Here is a 17,327-nt window from a genome sequence, read left to right on the forward strand (position 1 = left end):
TGTCGATACACTGCATTCTTGCCGATGAATTTCGCACGTAGAATGCGAAATCTCCGAATCAAACATCGATATAGAGCGATGTATCGACCACCGTGCTGGGACAAGCTTCCGATCTTGATCTGCGACTGATCCGCGTATTTCTCGCCGTGGTCGACGCGGGCGGCATCACCCCTGCCCAGGCAACGCTGAACGTGGGGCAATCCACCATCAGCACGCAGCTGTCCACGCTGGAGACCCGACTGGGCTACCGGCTATGCGAGCGCGGCCGCAGCGGCTTCCGGCTCACCGCGCGCGGCGAACGCTTCGTCGATTCCGCACGCAAGCTGCTGGGCGCACTCGACGTCTTCAGCGCGGAGGCGCGCAAGGTGGGCCGCACGCTGGTCGGCACGTTGAATCTCGGATTGATCGGCCATGCGCCCGTCAATGCGAATGCACGCATCAGCCAGGCCATCGAGCGCTTTCGGCAACGCGATGAATCCGTGCATTTCACGGTGTCGGTCCGCCCGCCCGGGGAGCTGGAAGGACTGCTGCTCGACAACAAGATCCACATGGCGATCGGCTATTTCTGGCACCGCGTGCCGGCGCTGGACTACACGACGATCTTCCACGAGACGCAGCTTGCGTATGCGGGGCGCGGCCATCCGTTGTTCAGCAAGGCTGGGGACGTGACGCCCGCGCAGGCGCTGGCGCACGCGTGGGCGTGGCGCAGCTATCCGCTGCCGGAAGCGGCGGGGTCGCCGGCCGAGCGGCCGGTGACTGCGGTGGCAGACAACATGGAAGCGGTGGCAATGCTGGTGCTCTCCGGGCGACACCTGGGTTACCTGCCGGAGCACTTTGCGGCGCCCTACGTAGCCCAGGGCCTGCTGACGCCGCTGGCACCCGCAGCCATGCGCTACGAGGTGCCGTTCGACATGGTGGTGCGCCGCGATGCCCGGCGCAACGATCTGCTGGCCGCCTTCATTGCCGACATGAAAGCGGCCCACGCTTAGACGACGGTCATGCCGTCAGTTCGACGCGCGCTGCACCAACCCCATAAACGCCTTGGCCTGCAACGGCCCATGGCACGACTGCGTCCCGTTGGACGCGCGCAGCAGCAGCCAGACGTTCTCGCTGGCTGGCGGCTGAATCACGAACGGCTGACGCGCCGAAGCCTCGGGCAGACGCGGATCAACCGGCGCCTGGATCGGCACGACCTGCCCCGCGTGACCCTTCACCAATGCGCCGCACTCGGCGCTGGGCAGCTCGGTCGCATGCAGGAAATCCTTGTTGACCAAGGCCTCGGCCAGCACCGTGTCTGGCGCGGTGAGGAACGAATCGACGTCAAAACGGGACGCTCCGGTGGAGGCGCATCCCGCAAAGACGGCCGCCGCTGACGCCGCAACGGCAACAGCGGCGGCTCGGTGCAGCGACGTAGTGAACGGCAAAGGCATGGTCGGTCTCCTGATCGAAAACCGGCCTCTACGCGTCATTGCTTGATGACGTCGGCCCCTTTGGGCGGCGTAAAGCGGAACACGTTGGCCGGCAGTTGCGGATTCTTCTGGATGTTCGAGAACGTCAGCAGGGTGGTGTTCCCGAAGGCGTCACGCAGCTCCATCCCCTGCAGCTCGCCGCTGCGAAAGCCGATGGCGATGCGCTCGAACTGGGTGTCCTTCGCTTTGGGCGTGAGTTCGGCCCAGTCGATGCCGTCCTTGGTACCACCTTCCTTGAGCGTGAAATTCTTCGCCAGATCGTTGCTGCCGAACAGGATGGCGGCCGGGCTGGAACCCAGGGACGCATCGAGCTTGCGCTCCGTGATCTGGTTCAAGTCCTTGTCGAAGATGTAGAGCGTCTGGCCGTCGGCCGAGAGCTGCTGTTCGTAGGGCTTCACATAGCGCCAGACGAAGCGGCCCGGGCGCGAGAAGACGAAATCACCGTTGGACGTGCCGGCCACGCGCAGCGGGCTGCCGTTGGTGCCGCCCTTCACTTGCCGCTGCACGAACTCGCCGCGCGCAGTGCTGACATTGCTCACGAAGGCGTTGAGCTGTTCGACCGCCCCTGCGTAGGCGCCGGCAGACCATGTCGCCAGCGAGACCAGCGCGGCGGCCATCAGGTGACGTGCTTTCAACACAAACATAGGAATCCCGGTTTCAGTTGATCTTGTTGTTAGTGGCCGGCCGCGCCGGAACATTCCGCCCGCGCGGTAACGCGATGTAACTGCAAATGCGCGCGCCATGCGGGCAGCGTCATTCCTCTTCGACGACGTTGCCGTTGCGATTGGGCGCCAGGATTTCGCGGTTGCCGTTGCCCGACATGGCTGACACGAGCCCCGCCTTTTCCATGTCTTCGAGCAGGCGTGCGGCGCGGTTGTAGCCGATGCGCAGATGACGCTGCACCAGCGAGATCGACGCGCGGCGATTCTTGAGCACCACGTCGACCGCCTGGTCATACAGCGGATCGGCCTCGCCGCCGCCCGCACCGACAAGGCCGGCGCCGCCGCCAAAACCATCGCCACCGCCCTCGCCATCGGCCACGCCGCCTTCGAGAATGCCTTCGATGTAGTTCGGCTCGCCCTGCGCCTTGAGGTTATCGACGATGCGGTGAACTTCCTCGTCCGACACAAACGCGCCGTGCACGCGCACCGGCAAACCGGTGCCGGGAGCGAGGTACAGCATGTCGCCCATGCCCAGCAGCGCTTCGGCGCCCTGCTGGTCGAGAATCGTGCGCGAGTCGATCTTGCTGCTGACCTGGAACGCAATCCGCGTCGGCACGTTGGCCTTGATCAGGCCCGTGATCACGTCCACCGACGGACGCTGCGTCGCCAGCACCAGGTGGATGCCGGCGGCACGCGCCTTCTGCGCAATCCGCGCGATCAGCTCTTCGACCTTCTTGCCGACCACCATCATGAGGTCGGCCAGCTCGTCGATCACGATGACGATCATCGGCAGCTTGTCGAGAGGCTCCGGCGCATCCGGCGTGAGGCTGAACGGGTTGGGAATCTTCTCTTCGCGCGCGGCGGCTTCTTCGATCTTCTTGTTGAAGCCGGCCAGGTTGCGCACGCCCATCTTGCTCATGAGCTTGTAGCGGCGCTCCATTTCGCCCACGGCCCAGTTGAGCGCGTGGCCGGCCTGGCGCATGTCGGTCACGACCGGGCACAGCAGGTGCGGAATGCCTTCGTAGATGCTCAGCTCCAGCATCTTGGGGTCGATCAGGATCAGGCGCACCGCGTCGGCCTTGGCCTTGTACAGCAGCGACAGGATCATCGCGTTGATGCCGACCGACTTGCCGGAACCCGTGGTGCCGGCCACCATGCAGTGCGGCATCTTGGCGAGATCTGCCACCACCGGCTTGCCGGCGATGTCCTTGCCAAGCGCCAGCGTGAGCTGCGATGCGCTCTCGTTGTAGACCTGCGAACCGAGAATCTCCGACAGGCGCACGGCCTGGCGCTTGGGGTTCGGCAGTTCCAGACCCATGTAGTTCTTGCCCGGAATCGTCTCCACCACGCGGATCGACACCAACGACAGCGAACGCGCCAAGTCCTTCGCCAGGTTGACGATCTGGCTGCCCTTCACGCCCGTGGCGGGCTCGATTTCGTAACGCGTGATGACCGGCCCCGGATAGGCCGCCACCACCTGCACTTCCACGCCGAAATCCTTGAGCTTTTTCTCGATCAGGCGCGAGGTGAATTCCAGCGTCTCGGCGCTCACGGTTTCGACGACCGGCGGGATCGGATCGAGCAGCGCCAGCGGCGGCAGGTCGGAATCGTGAATGTCGACAAACAGCGGCTGCTGCTTCTCGCGCTCCACGCGCTCGCTCTTGACCACGGCGGTCGGGCGCACGATCTGCACCGGCGGCGATTCTTCAATGCGCACGCGGCGCGTTTCGACCACTTCTTCGCGCTCAACCTTGGCGGCCTCGCCGATGGCCCGATCCTGTTTGCTCTCGCGGCGCGTCTTGAAGCCGACAAAAAGCATCTCGACGCCGGCGCCGATCTGCTCAGCCAGGTTCAGCCACGAAAAATGGAAGAACAGCGACAGCCCGACCAAGAACGTGAACAGCAGCGCCAGCGTGCCGCCAGTAAAGCCCAGCGAATGCTGCATCGCCCCGCCGATCACATCGCCCAGCACGCCGCCAGGCGCACGGGGCAGCTTCATGTGCAGCGAATACATGCGAATGGCTTCCAAACCCATGCTGGAAGCGAGGATCAGCGCAAAGCCGATCCACGTGACACTGGCATCAACGCGCGGCATGGCCGTACGCGGCAGACGTTCGTCCGACATCAGCTCGCGCCAGCCGCGCCAGACCTTGCGCACCAGCAGCACCGCCCACCAGTAAGCGGACGCGCCAAAGACAAACAGCAGCAGATCGGCCAGCCACGCGCCCACGCGGCCGCCGAGGTTGCGAATTTCGTCGACCTGGCTGGCGTGGGTGAAACCGGGGTCGGCCCGGTTGTATGACAGGAGAATGATCAGGAAGGCGATGGTCACCGCCAGCAACAGGAACCAGCGGACCTCCCCGAGCAGCCGCCCAATGCGGGATGGCAGTGCGGATGGGTCAGTGCGGGTTGTCGGAGTGGTGGAAGCTCGAGCCATGCGGGAGACGCGGAGAGACGGATGTGCCGCTTGGGCAAGGCCACGCGGCTTGGGACAGCACAAATACGATGCCAAGGATTGTAACGCGGCCCTATCACCGCCATTGGAATTTACAACCGGGCGGACGAGGGGGTGCCACTTTATAATGGCGCCCATCACCCTCACCTAGCCTGCACGGCGGCGCTCCACCCCTCGTGCCGCGCACACTCAGAACGCATCATGGCAAAACACGCAAAAGTGCTGATCCTTGGCTCCGGCCCCGCTGGCTACACGGCCGCGATTTACGCTGCCCGGGCCAACCTGAACCCGGTGCTGGTTACCGGCCTGGCGCAGGGCGGCCAGCTCATGACGACCACCGACGTGGAGAACTGGCCCGCTGACAAGGAGCACCTGCAAGGCCCCGAATTGATGCAGCGCTTCCTGGAGCACGCCGAACGCTTCAAGACCGAAGTGCTGTTCGACCACATCCACACCGCGCATCTGAACGAAAAGCCAATCCGCCTTGTGGGCGATTCGGGCGAATACACCTGCGACGCACTGATCGTCTCCACCGGCGCGTCGCCCAATACCTGGGCCTGCCGTCGGAAGAAACCTTCGCCGGCCGCGGCGTGTCTGCCTGCGCAACGTGCGACGGCTTCTTCTACAAGGGCCAGGAAGTGGCCGTGGTGGGTGGTGGCAACACCGCCGTGGAAGAAGCGCTGTACCTGGCCAACATCGCCAGCAAGGTCACGCTCATCCACCGCCGCGACAAGTTCCGCGCCGAGCCGATCCTGATCGACCGCCTGCATGAGCAGGAGAAGAAAGGCAAGATCGAGATCAAGACCAACATGGTCCTCGACGAGATCCTGGGCGACGACTCCGGCGTGACGGGCGCCCGCCTGAAGGGCACGAACGAGAACGAAGGCAAGGTCGAAGAGGTCAAGGTGGCTGGCGTATTCATCGCCATCGGCCACAAGCCGAACACCGACATCTTCCGCGGCCAGCTCGACATGAATGACACGGGCTATATCCGCACGAAGAGCGGCCTGGACGGCATGGCGACAGCCACGAACATCCCGGGCGTGTTTGCCGCCGGCGACGTGCAGGACCACATCTACCGCCAGGCCATCACCAGCGCCGGCACGGGCTGCATGGCCGCGCTGGACGCCCAGCGCTACCTGGAAAGCCTGGAGTAAGCTTCACCGCCCCGGGTCTCCCGGGCGCAAACAACGCGGCCGATGGGTAACCATCGGCCGTTTTGCCATGTGCGGCGCCTTCGTATAATCGACAGACGCTCCACCCGACGTCCTCGCCCGCCCTTCACCATGAAACGCGCTTCCTCCCCCGCCAACAAGCTCAGCCTGACCGACCTGGCCGGCCTGCGTGACCAGCTCAAGCACGAAACGGAGGCACGCGAAGCCGAACGCCAGCGCGCCGAAGCCGCCGCACGCAAGGCCGCCGAAGAAGCCAACGTGTTCCGCGCCAGCATCGGCGAGGTGAGCGCCCTGCGCCAGAACAAGCGCGTCGAACATCCGCGCAATCCGCCCGCGCCAGACCCTGTGCATTCGCGCGCCGAAGAGCAAACCGTCCTGCGCGATTCCCTGTCGGATGAATTCGACGTGGACGACTTGCTCGAAACCGACGACACGCTGTCCTACCGTCGCCCGGGCATCGGCGACGACGTGCTCAAAAAGCTGCGCCGCGGCGAGTGGGCCACGCAAGATCAGATCGACCTGCACGGCATGCGCCGCGAAGAAGCCCGCGAGGCGCTGGCCGCCTTCCTGCGCCGGGCCGTGCAGCGGGGCATCCGCTGCGTGCGCGTGATCCACGGCAAGGGCCTCGGCTCACCCGACAAAACGCCCGTGCTCAAGGGCAAGGTGCGCTCGTGGCTGGTGCAGAAGGAAGAAGTGATCGCCTTCGTCGAGCCGCGCAACACGGCGGGCGGCGCGGGCGCGGTGCTCGTGCTGCTGCGCCAGCCGTACGGCTCCTGACGCGCAGGCGGACAGCACACACATGCACGTAACGCGCCTGCAGTTGGTGATGCACTGGGTGGAGATCCTCGCGGTCTTCTCGTTTGCCATCTCGGGGCTGGCCGAGGCTAAACGGCGGCGCCTCGATGCCGTGGGCGCGTTCATCGTCGCGTTCCTGACCGCGTTTGGCGGCGGCACGCTGCGCGATCTATTGCTGGATCGGCGGCCCTTCTACTGGATCGAGCACGAGCAATACCTGCTCGCACTCTTCGTGATGAGCCTGTTTGCCAATTGGGTCATCCGGCTGGTGAGCCAGCTGGTGTCCGACCGCGTGCTGATCGTGGCCGACGCCATCGGCATGGGGCTCTTTGGCGTGCTTGGCACGCAGCTGGCGCTCGATGCAGGTGTGCCGGTCTTCGTGTCGGTGATGATGGGCGTGATCACGGCGGCCTTTGGCGGCCTGCTGCGCGATGTGGTCTGCAATGAAGTGCCCATGCTGCTGCGGGACAATCACCCGTACGCAACGTGCGCGTTTCTCGGGTGCTTCCTCTACGTCGGGCTGACGCACACGGACTTGCTGCCGAGCGTGTCTGTGGTGATCGCCACGCTGGCGATCGTGATCGGGCGGCTGGTGACGCTGCGCTGGAACATCACCCTGCCGCGTTGATCAACGCTGACCGGCGCGGGCGCGCCGGCCACGGGCGGCGGCTTCAGACTGCGGCTTCGTCCTTCTCGCCGGTGCGGATGCGGATCACCTGTTCCACCGGCATCACGAAGATCTTGCCGTCGCCGATCTTGCCGGTCTTGGCAGCTTTGACGATCGTGTCGATCACGTTTTCGACCTGGCTCTCGGCCACCACCACCTCGATCTTGATCTTCGGCAGGAAGTCGACCACGTATTCCGCACCGCGATACAGCTCGGTGTGACCCTTCTGGCGGCCGAAACCCTTGACCTCAGTGACGGTCAGGCCGGTCACCCCCACGTCGGCGAGCGACTCGCGCACTTCGTCCAGTTTGAAGGGCTTGATGATGGCGGTGATCTGTTTCATGGGTGTCTCGCTCACTAGTTGGTGAAGTATTCAAGCGTCCAATAATACTGGAGCCGGTTAATGCGCACATCTTCGGCGATGCCGGACACCGTCTGCAGCAGCGTCGGATCGTCGGGAAAATTCTTCAGCACGTCGTGCTCGCTGCCGTCACGCAGGGGGCGACGCTGCCACGTATTGCCATGTTCGTCGTTGTAGGCAATGGGCGTGCTCGAGCCAAACACATACTGGTTATCGAACCACAGCACGCGCACGCCGGGCCCCAAGGCGCGGTGCAGCCCTTCGACATGCCGGCGCAAATGCTGCAGCGGCACATGCGACCACCAGCAGCCCGCCGTCATCACGTCAAAGGCGCCCGGCGCGAACGGCAGCGCATCGTTGTCAGCGCGCACGAACGACGCCCCGGCGATGCCCTTGCCGCGCGCAATGCGCAGGACGGTGTCGTTGTAATCGGCGCCAACGATGTGCGCGCGTCGGTCATCGCCTCGGTCCAAAAACCGGTACCGCACGCCAGATCCAGCACCCGCGCGCCGCGCGTCACGTCGCGCACGCGCGCCTTCAACCACGCCAAATCGCCCTGCCGCTCGGGCTTCGTATAGATGCGCTCGTATTCGGGGGCACGTTTGGCGTAGTAGTCGAGCATGGCGGCGACCTATTCCTTGAAGCGCGACGTGATCGGATACCGCCAGTCGCGCCCGAACGCCCGCTGCGTCACGCGAATGCCCACTGGCGCCTGACGCCGCTTGTATTCATTGATCTTGATGAGGCGCACGATCTTCTGCACGTCGGCCTCGGCAAAGCCGGCCGCGATGATGTCCGCCACCGGCTGGTTCTGCTCCATGTAGCGCTGCACGATGGCGTCGAGCGCATCGTATTCGGGCAGGCTGTCCTGGTCGGTCTGGTTTTCACGCAGCTCGGCCGACGGCGCCCGCGTCAGGATGCGCTCCGGAATCACTTCCGACAACGTATTGCGGTAGCGGCACAGTCGGTAGACGAGCGTCTTGAAGATATCCTTGATGACGGCAAAACCGCCGGCCATGTCGCCGTACAGCGTGCAGTAGCCGACGGCCATTTCGCTCTTGTTGCCGGTCGTCAGCACGATCCGGCCGCTCTTGTTGGACAGCGCCATCAGCAACGTGCCGCGAATGCGCGCCTGGATGTTTTCTTCCGTCGCATCTTCCGGCAGCCCGCGGAACTCCTCCGCCAGCGCGTCCTTGAATGCGTCGAACATCGGGCTGATGGCGATTTCGTCGTACTGCACGCCCAGGCGGGCGGCCATGTCGCGCGCATCGACCCACGAGATATCGGCCGTGTAACGCGAGGGCATCATCACCGCGCGCACACGATCGGCGCCGAGCGCATCGACGGCAATCGCCAGCACCAACGCTGAGTCGACACCGCCTGACAAGCCGATGATCGCACCCGGAAAGCCGTTCTTGCCGAGGTAATCGCGCACGCCCAGCTTGAGCGCCTCATACACCTGGGCTTCCAGCGGCGCCTCCGGCACGACCGTGCCCGGCAACGCGCGTCCACCGTCGAACTGCACGTAGCCGACGCCTTCAACGAACTGCCCCATCCGAACGACGACGTTGCCTTCGGCATCAAGCACGAACGAGCCCCCGTCGAACACCAACTCATCCTGTCCGCCGACGAGGTTTGCATACACATGCGGCAAGCCCGATTCCTTCACGCGCGCTCCGATGATCCGCTCGCGCAGGTCTTCCTTGTCCAGGTGATACGGCGAGGCGTTGGGGATCAGCACCACCTGCGCGCCGGCCGCCTTGGCGTAAGCCGTGGCGGTGGCATACCAGGCGTCTTCGCAGATGACGACGCCGAAGCGCGTGCCGTCCACTTCGAACACAAACGGCTCGGTGCCGGGCTGGAAGTAGCGCTTCTCGTCGAAGACTTCGTTGTTGGGCAGTTCGAGCTTGTTGTACCGGCCGATCACGCGGCCATCCACGGCAACGGTGGCGCTGTTGGTGGGCTTGGGCAGCACCCCGGGCGCCGGCGCTTCCAGCGAGAGTTGCGGGTGCCCGATCAGCACGTGCAAACCCGAGAAGGCCGCCAATTCGGCGATCAGCGCATCGAGCGCGCGCGCACTGGCATCGATAAACGCTGGGCGCAGCAACAGGTCTTCGGGCGGATAGCCCGTGAGCGACAGTTCCGGCGTGAGGAGAATGCGCGCACCAGCCTGGTGCGCTTCGCGCGCGGCGGCGACGATGCGGGCAGCATTGCCGGCGAAATCGCCGACGGTGCAGTTGATCTGGGCGAGAGCGACAGAGACGGTCATGGGGGCAATATGGATTGCAAGCGCGCCAGTCGAAGCTGGAATTAGAATCGGCGGCATGACCTCTCGCCCCCTTGTTCCCGAGCCTCAAGCGCGCGCTGGTTCGCGACACGAATTGACCAATTATCGCACGCGACTTGTGACCGATCTGCGCGACATCGGCCGCGACGCGTGGGATGCCCTGCTTGCCCTGCAGCCCGAAGCGACGCCTTTTCTGCGCTTCGACTTCCTGCACGCCCTGCATGAGAGCGGCAGCGCATCGCCCGACACCGGCTGGTCGCCGCAATACCTGACGCTGTGGCAAGACGGCCCCGACGGCGAAGTGCTCGCTGCCGCCGTGCCGCTGTACGTGAAGGGCCACTCCTACGGCGAGTACGTCTTCGACTGGGCCTGGGCCAATGCGTATGCGCAGCACGGGCTGGAGTACTACCCGAAATGGCTGTCCGCTGTGCCGTTTACCCCGGTGCAGGGCGCGCGCTTGCTGGCGCGGGATGCGACGGCACGCGCGGCGCTGGTCGACACAATGCTGGCGGTGGCGCGGCAGAGCGAGTTGTCATCGCTGCATGTGCTGTTTCCCACCGCCGATGAAGCCGAGCAATTGCGCGCCGCCGGCATGCTGCTGCGACAGGGCGTGCAGTTCCACTGGTGCAATTCCGGCTTTGCCAGCTTCGACGACTTTCTGGCCGTGCTGGAACAGAAGAAGCGCAAGAACATCCGCGCCGAGCGCCGACGCGTGCACGACGCAGGCATCACCTTCCGCCACGTGTCCGGCGCAGCTGCGACGGATGCGGACTGGCGCTTCTTCCACCGGTGTTACCGCACCACCTACCGCGAGCATCACTCGTCGCCGTATCTGAACCTGGAGTTTTTCCGCCAGATCGGCCGGACGATGCCGGAGAACCTGCTGCTGGTGATCGCCTCGCGCGACGGCAACGACATCGCCAGCGCGCTCCTGGTGATCGACATGCGCCCCGAGGCGTCGGTCATGTACGGCCGCTACTGGGGCGCGATCGAGCATCACCCCTGCCTGCACTTCGAGACGGCGTATTACCAGCCGCTGACGTACTGCATCGCGCACGGCATCCGCACGTTCGAAGGTGGCGCGCAAGGCGAACACAAGATGGCACGCGGCTTCGAGCCCGTGGCAACGCTGTCGGCGCACTGGCTGGCGCACCCTGCATTTGCCGATGCAGTGGGCAGGTTCCTTGACCGCGAAACCGCCGGCATGGAAGCGTATCTGGACGAGCTGACGGACCGCTCGCCTTTCAAGCAACGGTCAGGATCGGACTAGCAGGGGAAAACGGCGGGACCAGGAAAGACGGCGTCCGCACGAACGGCGGACGCGGGGGTGAAGCTCAGTGCGCGGCAGGTTTCTGCTGGGCAATCACGCAGTGGGCAGCGTTCGAATCAACAGCCATGGAGGCCGATGCGACGGCACGCTCGCCGGCGTGGGCTGCGTCCGGCGGGCCCACCAGCAGCGCCCACACGGTGAATGCGGCCATGGCCACGGCGGAAAGCACGGGAACGACAACGGTCTTGTTCAACATCGCAGTACCAGGGGTTGGAGTCAAACTTGACGGGGAGTCTAGAGCGGTCGTTTCCGGTGGGCAAATGAGCGTTTCTTAAATCTCTGTGTAGCAGAACTACCGGGCGGTAAGTATGCAAATTCCGTGATGGATATCAAAAAACGCATACAAGATCCCATCCGGGCGCAGATGGCGAGCTGACGCGAGGCGGCGCATTTCCGAGCATCACGCCGATGACCAATTCGCAAAGAAAAAATCCCGGCGCTCCATCCGGAGGCCGGGATTTGTCAGACATGCCGTACGGCGAAATCCTGAAATCGCTTACTTCTTATAGTTGGCAACGCCATCGGCGATTTCCTTGTGGGCTTCTTCAATCCCGCCCCAGCCTTCGACCTTGACCCACTTGCCGGCTTCCAGCGCCTTGTAGTGCTCGAAGAAGTGCTTGATCTGGTCCAGCAGGTTCTGGCCGACGTCCGACAGGTCGGTCATGTGGGCCGTGGCCGGGCTCAGCTTGTTGACAGGCACGGCAACCAGCTTGGCGTCCACACCGGATTCGTCCGTCATCTTCAGCATGCCCAGGGCACGGCAGCGCACCACGCAACCATGGATGAGCGGGAACGGCGTGACGACGAGCACGTCGACCGGGTCACCGTCGCCCGACAGCGTCTGCGGGATGAAGCCGTAGTTGGCCGGATAGCGCATGCCGGTACCAACGAAGCGGTCCACGAACAGCAGACCGGTTTCCTTGTCGGCTTCGTACTTGACCGGGTCGCTTTGCGCCGGGATCTCGATGATGACGTTGAAGTCGTTGGGGATGTCCTTGCCCGGCGAGACGTTGTTGAAGCTCATGGAAATGCTCCGGAATGCGCGAACTGCGTAAAAACGCGACGCAAATGGTTGGAAAGAAGCGTAAAAAACTGTCGGCGGGCATTATAGCCCCTCACACCCGGCCGCTTGCCCTACCCGGCGCGCGCCCGTGCGAAAATCGCGCGTTGCCGATCTTTTGCAGGAACCCCCCATGCATGCCCAGCACTTCATCGCCAACCGTCTGATGTCGCCCGATTCGGGGATGCGCATCAAGGTGTTCGACCCGTCCGACGGCCAGTCCTTTGCCGAGATTGCGCGCGGCAACGCCACCGACATTAACGTGGCAGTGCATGCCGCGCGGCGCGCGTTCGAAGGCGTGTGGGGCCAGTTGGCGCCGGCCGAGCGTGGCCGTGTGCTCATGCGCGTGGCCCTGCGCCTGGCCGATCACGAAGAAGAACTGGCCCGTCTGGAAGCCCGCGACACCGGCAAGCCCATGCGCCAGGCGCGCGCCGATGCCCGCGCCGTGGCCCGCTACTTCGAGTTCTACGCCGGCGCGGCCGACAAGCTGCACGGGCAGACCATCCCCTACCCGGCCGATACCACCGTGCTGACCGTGCGCGAGCCGCATGGCGTGACGGCGCACATCATCCCGTGGAACTACCCGATGCAGATCTTCGGGCGCAGCGTGGGCGCCGCATTGGCGGCGGGCAACGCCTGCGTGGTCAAGCCCGCGGAAGATGCGTGCCTGTCGGTCCTGCGCGTGGCCGAGCTGGCGGCCGAGGCCGGCCTGCCCGATGGCGCACTCAACATCGTCACCGGCTATGGCCACGAAGCCGGTGCGGCTCTAGCGGCGCATCCCGGGGTCAACCATGTGTCGTTCACGGGCTCCCCGGAAACAGGCAAGGCGATTGTCCGCGCGGCGGCGGAAAACCACGTGCCCGTCACGCTGGAGCTGGGCGGCAAATCCCCTCAGATCGTGTTTGCAGACGCCGATCTGGAAGCGGCCATCCCCGCCGTGGTGAACGGCATCATCCAGAACGCCGGACAGACGTGCTCCGCCGGCAGCCGCGTGCTGATCGAGCGCAGCGTGTATGAGGCGATGCTGGATCGGCTGGCAACGGTGTTCGAATCCATCAGGGTCGGCCCGTCGTCGCTGGACCTGGATTGCGGCCCGCTCATTAACCCCAAGCAGCAGCAGCGCGTGTGGGATTTCGTCTCGGATGCGCAGCACGCCAACATTCCGGTGATGGCGCAGGGCCAAGTGGTGCCCGAAGCGCCCGAGACCGGCTATTACCAGGCGCCGATGCTGCTGCGCGATGTGCCGCACACGCACCGCCTCGCGCAGCAGGAAGTGTTCGGCCCGCTGCTGGCCGCCATGCCGTTCGACACCGAAGCCGAAGCGCTGGCCCTGGCCAACGGCACCCCTTACGGCCTGGTAGCCGGCGTGTGGACGAACGACGGCGGCCGCCAGATGCGCCTTGCGCGCAAGCTCAGGGCAGGCCAGGTCTTCATCAACAACTACGGCGCAGGCGGCGGCGTTGAACTGCCCTTCGGCGGAACGGGCCAATCGGGGCACGGGCGCGAAAAGGGCTTCGAAGCGCTCTACGGCTTCACCACGCTCAAGACCATCGCCATCCGTCACGGCTAAGGCACAACGCAGCATTCCACCCACAACACGAGGAGACACCATGCGGCTTGCCGGCAAGATTGCCATCGTCACGGGCGCGGGTTCAGGCTTTGGCGAGGGCATCGCCAACACCTTTGCCCGCGAAGGCGCGCGCGTCGTCGTCAACGACTTGAATGCGGAGGCCGGTGAACGCGTGGCCAGCGCCATTCGCGTGGCCGGCGGCGATGCGCATTTCGTGCAGGCCGACGTCTCGAATGGCGATTCCGTTGCCAAGCTGCTGGGCGCCACGCTGGCGCGCTATGGCGATCTGCACATCGTCGTGAACAACGCCGGCACCACGCACAAGAACAAGCCGCTGCTGCAGATCACCGAAGACGAGTTCGACCGCGTGATGGCCGTCAACGTGAAGAGCATTTACTGGACGGCGCATCACATCGTCCCGCACTTCCGGGAGCGCGGCGGCGGCGTGTTCGTCAATGTGGCGTCTACTGCCGGCATCCGGCCGCGGCCGGGCCTGGTCTGGTACAACGCCAGCAAGGGCGCCGTCATCACAGCCAGCAAGGCGATGGCGGCCGAGCTGGGCCCGGACAAGATCCGCGTGAACTGCGTGAACCCGGTGATGGGCGCCACGGGCCTCATCGAGCAGTTCATGGGCGTACCCGATACGCCCGAGAACCGGGCGCGCTTCCTGGCGACGATCCCGATGGGGCGGCTGTCCACGCCGCAGGATGTGGCCAACGCATGCCTGTATCTCGCGTCGGACGAGGCCGAGTTCATTACCGGCACGTGCCTGGAAGTGGACGGCGGGCGCTGCGTATAAACCCTGCCGGCGGGCGTCTTGGCGCGCCCGCCCGAGAAGCGCAGAATGCTGTGGCGGTTTTCCAGGCCGAGGTAGGTAACGAGGAGCACTCGGCCTGAACTCACAATAACGCTGGAGACCCGATGGCCATCACCACCCCACCCACCTCACCGGTCGGCGGCGCAGGCACGCTGACGAGCCAATCCACAACTGCATTTGAAGAAGCCACCTACCGCAAGGTGACGTGGCGACTGGTTCCGTTTCTGCTGCTGTGCTACGTGGTCGCGTATCTCGATCGCGTCAACGTGGGCTTTGCCAAGCTGCAAATGCTCAACGACCTCAAGTTCAGCGAGACCATCTACGGCCTCGGCGCCGGCATTTTCTTCATCGGCTACTTCCTCTTTGAGGTGCCGAGCAACGTGATCCTGCACCGCGTGGGCGCGCGCATCTGGATCGCGCGGATCATGATCTCGTGGGGCATCATCTCGGCGGCCATGATGTTCGTCACCACGCCGGCCATGTTTTACGTCATGCGCTTCCTGCTGGGCCTGGCAGAAGCGGGCTTCTTCCCAGGCATCATCCTGTACCTGACGTACTGGTATCCGGCGCAGCGGCGCGGGCGCACCACCACCTTCTTCATGACGGCGATTGCACTGTCGGGCGTGATCGGCGGCCCCATCTCGGGCTGGGCGATGAAGGCGTTTGCCGGCGTCTACGGCCTGGCCGGCTGGCAGTGGATGTTCCTGATCGAGGGCATTCCGTCGATCATCGTGGGCATCTTCGTGCTGGCGTATCTGGACGACCGCATCAGCCACGCGAAATGGCTGACCGACGAAGAGAAAGCGCTGCTCGCCCGCAACATCGCCGCGGAAGACGCCGAGAAAGAAGACCCGCCCATCCGTACTGTCATGGCCAGCCCGCGCGTGTGGCTGATGAGCCTGATTTACTTCAGCTTCGTGATGGGCCTGTATGGCGTGAGCTTCTGGCTGCCGACGCTGATCAAGCAGACCGGCGTGGCAGATCCTCTCTCGGTGGGCTTGCTGACAGCAATCCCGTACGGCGCGGCAGTCGTCGCGATGGTGTTGGTGGCCCGCAGCGCCGACCGTCTGCGTGAGCGCCGCTGGCACATCGCGATTCCAGCAGTGGTGGGGGCGGTCGGACTCGTACTGTCGGCTGTCTGGCACACCGATACCACGCTGGCCATGGCCGCGCTCACGCTCGGCACGATGGGCATCCTGACCACGTTGCCACTGTTCTGGAGCCTGCCGACCGCGTTCCTGGCCGGCACGGGTGCCGCCGCCGGCATCGCGCTGATCAACTCGCTGGGCAATCTCGCGGGCTTCCTGAGCCCCTACGCCGTCGGCTGGCTGAAAGACGCCACGCAGAGTACCGATTCGGGCATGTACATGCTGGCCGCATCGATGGTGCTGGGCGCGATCCTGACGCTTTCCGTGCCGGCACGGATGGTGAACAAATAGGCTTGATCAGCAGCAACAAAAAGGCCGGGATGATCCGGCCTTTTTTCATTTCACGGCAAGCAATGCACTTTGCCGGTAATGTCGCTGGGCGTCTTCCACCCGCTCCGTCTGCTCGAACATCTGGGCAAGCGCCAAGTGCGCATGGGCGCGCAGGTTGCCGGAGTGATCGGCGTCGGCGTACTTGAGCGCAGACTCCAGGTTCGACTGCGCCTTGCCCCAAAGCTGCTCCTTGAAGCACAGCATGCCGAGCGTGTAGAACAGGTCGGCATCCACCGGATGCGGGCCAAGCCATTTCTCGGCTTGCTGGATCAGCGGCAGCGCCTTGCCCGGCACCGCGCAATCGGCGTAGCGACGGATGAGGCGGCTATCCCAATGCGTCTTCAGACCGTCTTCGACGATGCGCTTGGCATCATCGGTACGGCCAAGCTGCGCGAAATACAGCGCCGCCTGCGAAGCGATGCGCGGCGAGCGGCGCTCTTCGGTCGTCAGCTCGCGCCAGAAGCCGTTCAGGGCATCGGCATCGTGGCGGCGCTCGGCCAGCAGCGTTTCACACGCCATCTGCTTGAGGCGTGCAGCCAGCACAGAATGGATGGCATTGCGCTTTTCCAGGGCGCGCGTGAGGCGCAGCACCTCGCCCCAATTCTTCAGATGCTGATGCGCGCGCAAGGCAATGCGCTGCGCCTGAATCTGTCGCGAACCCTGCGATTGCAGCTGTGCGATCTTTTCCAGCGCGCCTTCCGCATCGCGTGCGTCAACCAGCAATTCGGCCATCGACACGAGCTTCGCCTGCTCCCGATCCGGCGAGGTGACTTCTGACATCCACGCATCACGGCGCTCGGTTTCCTGCATGCGGTGCGCTGCGCGGGCGCCGATCAGCGCGGCCGTCTCGCGCTGAGGCTCCCAGGCCTGGGCCTCTCGCGCCTGGCGCTCCGCATGGCCGAAGCGCCCGGCAAACAGGCTTTCCATCGCTTCACGCAGCGCGGCGGATGCCTTCAGGATGCGGTTGCGCTCGCGATACGCCGCAGCACGCGCCGGCATACCGGCCACATGGTGGAAGAGCCGCATCACAAGATGCAGCACCACGAAGGTCGCCAGCAGCGCAGCCAGCACGAAGTTGAGCGACATCTCCACCCGGTACGGCGGGTAGAACAGCACGACGTTGCTCAGGTTCAGTTCCGTAAACAGCGCCAGCCCGACGGCGGCGGCAAACAGGAGCGCGACCCAGAATACCCAGCGCATG

At 64.7% G+C, this 17,327-nt stretch carries 16 protein-coding genes and 1 pseudogene; 8 read left to right on the top strand and 9 right to left on the bottom strand.

Translation table 11 applies throughout. The features are described 5' to 3' along the window. The first annotated feature begins 92 nt into the window (after positions 1-92). A complete protein-coding gene (locus FUT88_RS05000) occupies positions 93-989 on the top strand; it encodes a LysR family transcriptional regulator (protein WP_063391622.1) in 897 nt (298 codons plus the stop codon). Positions 990-1,004: 15 nt separating this feature from the next. Here the strand turns inward: FUT88_RS05000 and FUT88_RS05005 are convergent, their stop codons facing one another. From FUT88_RS05005 to FUT88_RS05015, 3 genes are all read right to left on the bottom strand, one after another. After that, positions 1,005-1,430 carry a hypothetical protein gene (locus tag FUT88_RS05005; protein WP_147214077.1) on the bottom strand — a complete coding sequence of 142 codons (426 nt, stop codon included), beginning with the start codon at positions 1,428-1,430 and terminating at the stop codon, positions 1,005-1,007. Positions 1,431-1,465: 35 nt separating this feature from the next. Next, the gene (gene lolA / locus FUT88_RS05010) at positions 1,466-2,113 is read right to left on the bottom strand and encodes an outer membrane lipoprotein chaperone LolA (RefSeq protein ID WP_147214078.1); all 648 of its coding nucleotides are present in this window, start codon (positions 2,111-2,113) and stop codon (positions 1,466-1,468) included. 109 nt (positions 2,114-2,222) lie between these two features. Beyond that, on the bottom strand, positions 2,223-4,568 hold the full coding sequence (locus FUT88_RS05015) for a DNA translocase FtsK (RefSeq protein ID WP_147214079.1): 2,346 nt from the start codon (positions 4,566-4,568) through the stop codon (positions 2,223-2,225). A gap of 219 nt (positions 4,569-4,787) precedes the next feature. Here FUT88_RS05015 and trxB point away from each other — a divergent pair. The 3 genes and pseudogenes from trxB to FUT88_RS05030 all read left to right on the top strand — a co-directional run bounded on the left by trxB (position 4,788) and on the right by FUT88_RS05030 (position 7,184). Next, a pseudogene (gene trxB, locus FUT88_RS05020) lies at positions 4,788-5,743 on the top strand (thioredoxin-disulfide reductase). A gap of 129 nt (positions 5,744-5,872) precedes the next feature. Then, positions 5,873-6,538, top strand: coding sequence for a Smr/MutS family protein (locus tag FUT88_RS05025; protein WP_147214080.1), 666 nt, complete (start codon positions 5,873-5,875; stop codon positions 6,536-6,538). Between the two features lie 22 nt (positions 6,539-6,560). Further along, positions 6,561-7,184, top strand: a complete 624-nt coding sequence (locus FUT88_RS05030) for a trimeric intracellular cation channel family protein (RefSeq protein WP_147214081.1) — start codon at positions 6,561-6,563, stop codon at positions 7,182-7,184. Positions 7,185-7,227: 43 nt separating this feature from the next. On the opposite strand, the gene FUT88_RS05035 is transcribed toward FUT88_RS05030, so the two are convergent. The 3 genes from FUT88_RS05035 to FUT88_RS05045 all read right to left on the bottom strand — a co-directional run bounded on the left by FUT88_RS05035 (position 7,228) and on the right by FUT88_RS05045 (position 9,853). Next, positions 7,228-7,566 carry a P-II family nitrogen regulator gene (locus tag FUT88_RS05035; RefSeq protein ID WP_004631293.1) on the bottom strand — a complete coding sequence of 113 codons (339 nt, stop codon included), beginning with the start codon at positions 7,564-7,566 and terminating at the stop codon, positions 7,228-7,230. A 14-nt stretch (positions 7,567-7,580) separates the two neighbouring features. Further along, positions 7,581-8,072, bottom strand: a complete 492-nt coding sequence (locus FUT88_RS05040) for a class I SAM-dependent methyltransferase (RefSeq protein ID WP_186829242.1) — start codon at positions 8,070-8,072, stop codon at positions 7,581-7,583. Positions 8,073-8,215: 143 nt separating this feature from the next. Continuing rightward, the gene (locus FUT88_RS05045; RefSeq protein ID WP_147214082.1) at positions 8,216-9,853 is read right to left on the bottom strand and encodes an NAD+ synthase; all 1,638 of its coding nucleotides are present in this window, start codon (positions 9,851-9,853) and stop codon (positions 8,216-8,218) included. Positions 9,854-9,908: 55 nt separating this feature from the next. Between FUT88_RS05045 and FUT88_RS05050 the strand changes: the two genes are divergently transcribed. Beyond that, the gene (locus FUT88_RS05050; RefSeq protein WP_147214083.1) at positions 9,909-11,141 is read left to right on the top strand and encodes a GNAT family N-acetyltransferase; all 1,233 of its coding nucleotides are present in this window, start codon (positions 9,909-9,911) and stop codon (positions 11,139-11,141) included. A 64-nt stretch (positions 11,142-11,205) separates the two neighbouring features. On the opposite strand, the gene FUT88_RS05055 is transcribed toward FUT88_RS05050, so the two are convergent. Next, on the bottom strand, positions 11,206-11,397 hold the full coding sequence (locus FUT88_RS05055; protein ID WP_027680822.1) for a hypothetical protein: 192 nt from the start codon (positions 11,395-11,397) through the stop codon (positions 11,206-11,208). Between the two features lie 300 nt (positions 11,398-11,697). Next, positions 11,698-12,225: an inorganic diphosphatase gene (gene ppa, locus FUT88_RS05060; protein WP_004636370.1), complete on the bottom strand. Its 528-nt coding sequence runs from the start codon at positions 12,223-12,225 to the stop codon at positions 11,698-11,700. A gap of 169 nt (positions 12,226-12,394) precedes the next feature. Between ppa and FUT88_RS05065 the strand changes: the two genes are divergently transcribed. The 3 genes from FUT88_RS05065 (at position 12,395) to FUT88_RS05075 (ending at position 16,087) form a co-directional block, all read left to right on the top strand. Then, positions 12,395-13,831: an aldehyde dehydrogenase family protein gene (locus tag FUT88_RS05065; RefSeq protein WP_147214084.1), complete on the top strand. Its 1,437-nt coding sequence runs from the start codon at positions 12,395-12,397 to the stop codon at positions 13,829-13,831. A 40-nt stretch (positions 13,832-13,871) separates the two neighbouring features. Continuing rightward, on the top strand, positions 13,872-14,630 hold the full coding sequence (locus FUT88_RS05070; protein ID WP_027680820.1) for an SDR family oxidoreductase: 759 nt from the start codon (positions 13,872-13,874) through the stop codon (positions 14,628-14,630). Between the two features lie 122 nt (positions 14,631-14,752). Next, entirely contained in the window at positions 14,753-16,087 is a 1,335-nt protein-coding gene (locus FUT88_RS05075; RefSeq protein WP_147214085.1) for an MFS transporter, read from the top strand. A gap of 45 nt (positions 16,088-16,132) precedes the next feature. Here FUT88_RS05075 and FUT88_RS05080 read toward each other — a convergent pair whose 3' ends face one another. Next, positions 16,133-17,326: a heme biosynthesis protein HemY gene (locus tag FUT88_RS05080; RefSeq protein WP_147214086.1), complete on the bottom strand. Its 1,194-nt coding sequence runs from the start codon at positions 17,324-17,326 to the stop codon at positions 16,133-16,135. Between the last annotated feature and the right edge of the window lies 1 nt (position 17,327).

It is taken from the genome of Ralstonia sp. TCR112, assembly GCF_007997035.1.
GTDB classification, from domain to species: domain Bacteria; phylum Pseudomonadota; class Gammaproteobacteria; order Burkholderiales; family Burkholderiaceae; genus Ralstonia; species Ralstonia edaphi.

Excerpts from the sequence above, each read along its gene's own strand:
- FUT88_RS05045 (WP_147214082.1), bottom strand. The coding sequence starts at position 9,853 with ATGACCGTCTCTGTCGCTCTCGCCCAGATCAACTGCACCGTCGGCGAT.
- FUT88_RS05055 (WP_027680822.1), bottom strand. The coding sequence starts at position 11,397 with ATGTTGAACAAGACCGTTGTCGTTCCCGTGCTTTCCGCCGTGGCCATG.
- FUT88_RS05070 (WP_027680820.1), top strand. The coding sequence starts at position 13,872 with ATGCGGCTTGCCGGCAAGATTGCCATCGTCACGGGCGCGGGTTCAGGC.
- FUT88_RS05015 (WP_147214079.1), bottom strand. The coding sequence starts at position 4,568 with ATGGCTCGAGCTTCCACCACTCCGACAACCCGCACTGACCCATCCGCA.
- FUT88_RS05080 (WP_147214086.1), bottom strand. The coding sequence starts at position 17,326 with ATGCGCTGGGTATTCTGGGTCGCGCTCCTGTTTGCCGCCGCCGTCGGG.
- lolA (WP_147214078.1), bottom strand. The coding sequence starts at position 2,113 with ATGTTTGTGTTGAAAGCACGTCACCTGATGGCCGCCGCGCTGGTCTCG.
- ppa (WP_004636370.1), bottom strand. The coding sequence starts at position 12,225 with ATGAGCTTCAACAACGTCTCGCCGGGCAAGGACATCCCCAACGACTTC.
- FUT88_RS05005 (WP_147214077.1), bottom strand. The coding sequence starts at position 1,430 with ATGCCTTTGCCGTTCACTACGTCGCTGCACCGAGCCGCCGCTGTTGCC.
- FUT88_RS05065 (WP_147214084.1), top strand. The coding sequence starts at position 12,395 with ATGCATGCCCAGCACTTCATCGCCAACCGTCTGATGTCGCCCGATTCG.
- FUT88_RS05035 (WP_004631293.1), bottom strand. The coding sequence starts at position 7,566 with ATGAAACAGATCACCGCCATCATCAAGCCCTTCAAACTGGACGAAGTG.
- FUT88_RS05050 (WP_147214083.1), top strand. The coding sequence starts at position 9,909 with ATGACCTCTCGCCCCCTTGTTCCCGAGCCTCAAGCGCGCGCTGGTTCG.
- FUT88_RS05075 (WP_147214085.1), top strand. The coding sequence starts at position 14,753 with ATGGCCATCACCACCCCACCCACCTCACCGGTCGGCGGCGCAGGCACG.
- FUT88_RS05025 (WP_147214080.1), top strand. The coding sequence starts at position 5,873 with ATGAAACGCGCTTCCTCCCCCGCCAACAAGCTCAGCCTGACCGACCTG.
- FUT88_RS05030 (WP_147214081.1), top strand. The coding sequence starts at position 6,561 with ATGCACGTAACGCGCCTGCAGTTGGTGATGCACTGGGTGGAGATCCTC.